This is a genomic window from Enhygromyxa salina, assembly GCF_000737335.2.
Classification (GTDB): domain Bacteria; phylum Myxococcota_A; class Polyangia; order Nannocystales; family Nannocystaceae; genus Plesiocystis; species Plesiocystis salina_C.
In genome coordinates this window covers 1-6,396 of the sequence record NZ_JMCC02000204.1, presented here as the reverse complement: position 1 = coordinate 6,396, position 6,396 = coordinate 1, and the positions used below count along the sequence as shown (strand labels likewise).

6 protein-coding genes are annotated in these 6,396 nt (G+C 66.6%); 5 read left to right on the top strand and 1 reads right to left on the bottom strand.

Going from position 1 to position 6,396, the window contains the following annotated elements:
* Positions 1-591 (top strand): HNH endonuclease signature motif containing protein (locus DB30_RS39890; RefSeq protein WP_205633186.1); only part of this gene is annotated, 591 nt, incomplete at its 5' end.
* A gap of 404 nt (positions 592-995) precedes the next feature.
* Here DB30_RS39890 and DB30_RS39885 read toward each other — a convergent pair.
* Positions 996-3,041, bottom strand: a complete 2,046-nt coding sequence (locus DB30_RS39885; protein WP_052559281.1) for a CRTAC1 family protein — start codon at positions 3,039-3,041, stop codon at positions 996-998.
* Positions 3,042-3,125: 84 nt separating this feature from the next.
* Between DB30_RS39885 and DB30_RS39880 the strand changes: the two genes are divergently transcribed.
* From DB30_RS39880 to DB30_RS39865, 4 genes are all read left to right on the top strand, one after another.
* A complete protein-coding gene (locus DB30_RS39880) occupies positions 3,126-4,289 on the top strand; it encodes a hypothetical protein (RefSeq protein ID WP_052559279.1) in 1,164 nt (387 codons plus the stop codon).
* Between the two features lie 190 nt (positions 4,290-4,479).
* Complete coding sequence (locus DB30_RS42055) at positions 4,480-5,250, top strand: TlpA family protein disulfide reductase (protein ID WP_052559277.1); 771 nt, start codon at positions 4,480-4,482, stop codon at positions 5,248-5,250.
* 131 nt (positions 5,251-5,381) lie between these two features.
* Positions 5,382-6,023: a hypothetical protein gene (locus tag DB30_RS39870; protein ID WP_052559275.1), complete on the top strand. Its 642-nt coding sequence runs from the start codon at positions 5,382-5,384 to the stop codon at positions 6,021-6,023.
* A 63-nt stretch (positions 6,024-6,086) separates the two neighbouring features.
* On the top strand, positions 6,087-6,396 hold a 310-nt coding region (locus DB30_RS39865; RefSeq protein WP_205633185.1), incomplete at its 3' end, for an MATE family efflux transporter.

Sequence of the window (6,396 nt, the reverse complement as noted above, 5' to 3'; positions counted from 1 at the left end):
CCCGGTGGGGTCGGTGGGTTCTTGCGTGACGGCACGCCAGTCCCGCTGCACGTGGCGCGCATGCTGGCGTGCGACAGCGCCCGGGTCGACGTCGTGACCGGTGCGGACGGGCAGCTACTCGACGTCGGACGCAGCACGCGTTCGATCCCCTCCGCGATCACGCGCGCGCTGTGGCTGCGTGACGGCGGCTGCCGGGTGCCCGGCTGCGGTCGAAAGCGGCACCTGCATGGTCACCACATTCAGGCGTGGGCGGAAGGTGGCCCAACCCGCCTGGCAAACCTGGTGCTCGTGTGCCCCGGTCACCATCGCATGATTCACGAGGGCGGGCTGTCCGTGGAGGTTCGAGCTGACAAGATCATGTTCATCGATCAGCGCGGTCACACAATATTGGCCGCGCCCCCGCGCGTCGGGAGTGACCAAGAGTTAGAGGCGCTCGAGCGGTTCTTGCGTGAGGCGGATCTGCACATCGACGCCAGCACGACAACGCCCAAGTGGGATGGTCGCCCGATGAACCTGTCGGACACGTTGGACTGGATGTTCATCGCCGACACGACCCGAGCGGTGCGTACGCGCGTGGAGGCCACCAATTGAGCGATAGCCCCTCGCTGTGGCCCTCCATTGGGTCATAGACAACCCCCACGTAAATGGAGAGGCACCCACCCAGCTCCAGGTGGTCAGACAAGAGCCCCCTTCGAGGGGGCCACACATACCCGTGCGAACAAACAGCCCCTTGGGAGCGAGCGAAGCGAGTGATCCCGAGGTGCGAAGCCGGCTGTTGGGGTCATAATCGACCACGTAAATGGAGAGGCACCCGCCCAACTCCAGGTGCCCAGACGAGAGCCCCCTTCGAGGGGGCCACACATGCGGATGCGAACAAACGGCCCGTTGGGAGCGAGCGAAGCGAGTGACCGCGTGGTGCGAAACCGCCTGTGGGGGTCACAGAAGGCCTGCGAAGTGCGAAGGCGCCTGTGGGGGTCACAGAAGGCCTGTGGGGGTCACAGAAGCAGCAACCTAGCGCGCTCGCCTTGGACGACGTGAAAGCGATGCCCGCCCGGCAGCGCCAGCTGCTGCGTCGACAGATCCCCATCGGGCCAGCGAATCTCGATCTCGGCCGCACACGCGTCACCCAGCCCAAAGTGCAAGACCAGGTCATCTTGCGCCCCGTAGTGCCCATACCCACCGCCGATCTCCTGGGTCTGGGTCACGCCGCCCGCGGTCACGCGCACCCGGGCACCGATCGCGGCCCGGTTGGCGGTCACGCCCTCGAGCTTCAGCTGGATCCAGCTGCCGCCGTCGCCGTAGGTGTTCTCGAACATGCGGATCGCCGCGGTCGCGTAGCAGTCATTCGGAGCGTTGGCGTCACAGCGCGAGCGCGAGTGCCCAACGATCAGATCCAGGTCACCGTCGCGGTCGAAGTCGGCGGTCACGACCCCGTGCGAGCGGTTGTGCTCGAACGAGTCGGCGGTCGAGACCGGCTCGAACTGCAATACATCGCGCTGGTGAAACAATAGCCCGCGGTTGCCGGCGTAGTCCGATCCGCCCACGTAGATGTCGCGCCACCCATCATTGTCGAAGTCCAGGGTGGTCAGGCTCATGTGCCCTTCGTCCCACGAGTTGCCGGTGACGTGCTCGACGGTGATGCCCATCGCGTCACGGCCTGGGCGCTCGAAGCTGACATCTTGGGCGCCGGTGTTGAGCAGCGCCTCGCTCATGTCCGAGCCCAGGCCCGCCCACCAGTGGCGGATCTCGCCGGTGTAGAGATCCATGTCGCCGTCGTTGTCGAGGTCGGCGCAGGCCGTCGCGCCGCTGTTGCCACCCAAGCGGTAGGGCTCGCGGTCGGAGCTGTGGTTCCAGTTGGGCGTGTCGCAGTTGATCGCTGGCGCCGGGACGCCCGCGCAGCCCTCCGCCATCGGGTTGGACTGGCAGTAGCAGCGCGCGAACTGGTTGCTCTGCCACTCGTAGTTCTCGTCGCGGGCGTACCCGGACTCGACCCCGCGGGCGTCAAAAGCCACGAACCCGGTGTCGGGGTCCAGCCGGCCCTGCCACAAGTGATTGGCCGAGCGGCCGTAGGAGCCCGCCAGCAGCTCGGTCCACCCGTCGCCGTTGAGGTCGCAGGCCAGCGCGCTCCAGGCCCGACTGTGAACGGCGCCGGAGTTGAGCTCGGCGAGGGTGGCCGCGCCGCTGGTCGCAAGCCCGGAGCCGCTGGTTGCCTTGACGAAGCCGCCGTCACCGGTGCCGTAGTAGAGCTCGTCTTGGATCCCGTGCTCGGTCACCCAGATGTCGACAAAGCCGTCGCGGTTGGCGTCGACGAACGACGCGCCCGCGACGATGTCTTCGCTCGAGGCGTGGCGCAGATCGCTGTCGACGTTGGCGAGCACGAAGCTGCCGTCGCCTTGGTTGAGCATCAGCTCGCTGGTCTCGCCCAGGCTCGCAACTGGATCGGTGGTCGTGATCCCGGTGAAGATGTCGAGGTCACCGTCATTGTCGACGTCGGCCGAGGCGACGATCTCTGCAGGGCGACCGATCCCCGCGCCCAGAGCTTGGCGCGGCGCGAGCACCCCAGAGTCTTGGGTGACGTCCTCGAAGCCCTGGCCGCCGGTGTTGCGCAGCAGCCAGGTGTGACGGGTGTCTGCGCCAAAGTCATCGCTGCGGGTCCCACCGCGGCGCACGAATAGATCCGGCCAGCCGTCGCCGTCGAGATCCGTCACGCTCAGGCGGGTGCCCTCGACCCCGTCGAGACCCCAGGCTTGCGTGACTTCTGTGAACGCCGACGTGCCCGGGGTCCACGGCCCCGCGGCGCCGCACGTGGGCTCGACGCAGGTCCCGGTTGGCGCGTCGCAGTAGGCCTCTTCGCTGCAGATCTCGCCGTCGGGCGTGCCGCAGTGGCACGCCCCATCGTCGCTCGCGACCAGGCCAACGTCACACTCGGGTTCGCCAGCGGTCTCGGCCCCGGCTGTGTCTGAACCGTTGTCTTGCCCACCGTCTGAACCGTTGTCTTGCCCAGCGGGCCCGCCACACGCAACGGCAAACAGTGGGGTCAACAGTGGGATCCTCGCAAGATGGAGCAGTCGAAATGTCACGCCGAATGGTACCATCCGCACCTCTTTTGCAGACGAGCTTCGAGCATGAAAATCACCTGGTTTGCCGCGCTATCCACTCTGTTCATCTTGGCGGCCTGCGGGTCCAACCGTGGCGACGCGGGGACCACGGCCGCGACCTTGGGTGAGACCGGCAGCAGCTCGGCCGACAACGGCGAGAGCACCAGCGGCAACAACGACGGCAGCTCGGGTCCGGGCGACGGCGACGGTGACGGTGACGGTGACGGTGACGGTGACGGTGACGAAGGCCCGCTGCTCGATGTGTTCGGCGGCAGCGCTGACGGCAACGAGACCAGCTCCGAAGCGGGGTGCGAGAAGGTCGACTTCCTGTTCGTGATCGACAACTCGGGCTCGATGACCGAAGAGCAGATGGCGCTCGTGACCTCGTTCCCGGGCTTCATCTCGACGATCTCCGACACCCTGATGGCCCAGGACTACCACCTGATGGTCACCGACACGGACGCCGCCTCGGTCGGCTCGTCGAGCGTCAGCATCTCCAACAACACGATCATGTGCGAGCCCCACCCAACCTGCTGTCAGGGCGCGTGCAATGGGGTCGGTGGCATCGTCATCCAGCCGCCGCCAACCATTTGCAATGGGGAGTCCTGCGATAATTTTCCGCTGCCGACCGGCTGCGACGCCGAGATCGGCGCGGGCAAGGACAAGGACCAAGACGGCGACGCGTGCGGGATCGCGGGCGAGCTTCGCTTCATGCTCGACAGTCAGCCCAACCTCGAAGACACGTTCAGCTGCGCGGCGCTCGTTGGCGCGGGCGGTGACGGGCTCGAGCGCCCAATGGACGCGATGATGCAGGCGATCTCCACGCAGAGCGAGTTGGGTGGGTGCAACGAGGGGTTCTTGCGCGATGATGCCGTGCTGGTCGTGACGGTGATCTCCGATGAAGACGACGTCAATCAATCAATGGGCAACCCGGCGAGCTGGAAGCAATTCTTGGTCGACGCCAAGGGTGGCAACGAAGAGGCGGTCGTCGTGCTTGGGTTGGTCGCCGACGGCGGCGTGATGGGCGGTCAGTGTGCGCCCAACGAGGACGCGCCGGCGCTGCGCAGCTTCGCCCAGTCATTCACGCACGGTCAGGCTGGGAGCGTGTGTGCGCCCGACTATGCGCCCTTCTTCGCCCAGGCCGTCGCCGCAATCGACACCGCCTGCGACGAATTCGTCCCCGTCGAGTAGGGCCAGACTCACCTGCTGCGATCGCTCGTAGCCTCTTGATCCTGGTCAGGCCCGAGCGCGCAGGCGGGCTGACGCAATCGCCAGCCGGCGACGCATTGGGGAAAACCTTCATGAGCGGTCGTTCTCGGGCGTCTCTAGCAGTCTCAGAAAACCCGAAAACCACCGTGGAGTTCGAGTAGACTGCTCGCCCATGACGCGCGAAAACATTGCGGCTCCTCTCTTCGGTCTGCTCCTCACGCTTGGTTCGGTTGCGTGCACCGACAAGGACGGTGGCAATGACGATTTCGTGCTCGACGGTCTTGGTGACGGCGACGGCGATGGCGACACGGGCGAGACGGGCGACGGAGATGGCGACACGGGCGACGGCGACGGCGACGGCGACACCGGAGATGGCGACGGTGACACCGGAGACGGCGACGGCGACACGGGTGACGGCGACGGCGACAGCGGACTGTGTGGCAATGATCCTGGGTGGGGCACGGTTGCGATCGGTCAGCCGGTCAAGCACGTGGCCGGCAAGGACCACCTCGGCAACGCGATCAACCTGTGCGAGTGGGGCGGCACTCCGATCGCCCTGGATGTCGCGGCGGTGTGGTGTGATCCGTGCCGACAGGCGTCCGCCTATCTTGCGACCGGAGCGGGGAACGATCCCTTCAGCGGCCTCGGGCCGCAGCTGCGGGGCATGATCGACAGCGGCAAGCTGGTCTGGATCACCGCGCTGGTCGAGGACGCGACCAGCGGTCCTGGGGCGGTCGCCGACGCCGCCGCGTGGGACAGCCAGTACCACCACGACAACATCCCGGTGATCGCCGAGGACGACGTCCCGATGCTGTCTGGCTACGTCATGAACGCCTGCGTGCCGGCCGTCTATGTGCTCGATCAGGAGCTGAACTTCTTCGGCATCGACGACTGCCAGACTTGGAATCAGCTGGCGGCGGCGGTCGAAGCATTCGGCGGCTGAGCGAGTATTTTCAGCTTGGGCGCGCAACATTGGCCGGCGCTCGCGCTTGCGATCCAAGCGCGGGTGCGCTCGCTGATAACTGCGCGCTCCACCGCCTGGTTCGCGTGCGCGTCTGAGCCATTAACTCTCGGATGCGACCTCGTCGACTGTGGAGCCTGGCGCTCGCGCTGGCTTGTGCGACCTTTGCGGTGTCGGCCTGTGCTGGCTCTACCAACGTCCAGGAGCTCTGGAGATCGCCCGAGTGGCGCCCTGGTTTTCAGCACGTCGTCGTGTTTGCGGTGTCCAAGCGCGAGGGCGTGCGCCGCAGCTTCGAAGACGGCGTGGTCGAGGCCATGCACCGGGCTGGGATCCGCGCGACCGCGTCATACCGATTGTTCTCAACGAAAGGCGAGCTGACGACCAAGGACATTCACGCTGCGCTCGCGAAGCACGAGGTCGATGGAGCCCTCGTCGCGCAGCTGGTCGCGGTCGACACCAGCGAGCGCTTCGTCCAGTCGACGCCCTATCTGGTCACGGGCCCAGGCGTGGGCTTCTACAGCTACTACCACTCGATCTGCGGCCTGGTGTACTCCCCGTCATTCACCGTCGAGGAGCAGGTCGTCGTGATCGAGTCGAACTTGTATGAGGTCGCGACCGGCGAGCTGATGTGGTCGGGGCTGTCGGCGACGATCGACCCCAACGACGTCGACGATGCCGTTCGCTCGTACGCCAAGGCGATGACCAAGGCGCTTGCGCGCGGGGGGCTGGTCGGGAGCGCCGCAGTGCTTCGCTGAGCCCGGCCCATTGCGCTGAGCCCGGCCAATTGCGCGGGCCCAGGGGTCGGGCATCATGCGCCGGTGATCGACCGCCCCGGTCCGGGTTCTTCGCCGCGCTCGCCCGTGGCAGAGGTGCTGCGCCTGACCGGTCCGGCGGTGTTGACCAGCTTGCTGCAGACGCTCGCGTTCTTGGCGGATCGGGTGATGCTCGCCCGTCACGGGGCGATCTCGCTGGGCAGCATGCAGATCTCGGGCACGGTCATGTGGTCGGTGTTCAGCGTGTTCTTTGGCGCGCTGATCGGGACGGTCGCGCTGATCTCACGCAGGGTTGGGGCCGGCGAGCTCGGGATCGTACCAACGCTCGAGATCAAAGCGCGAGGTCGGGATCTGC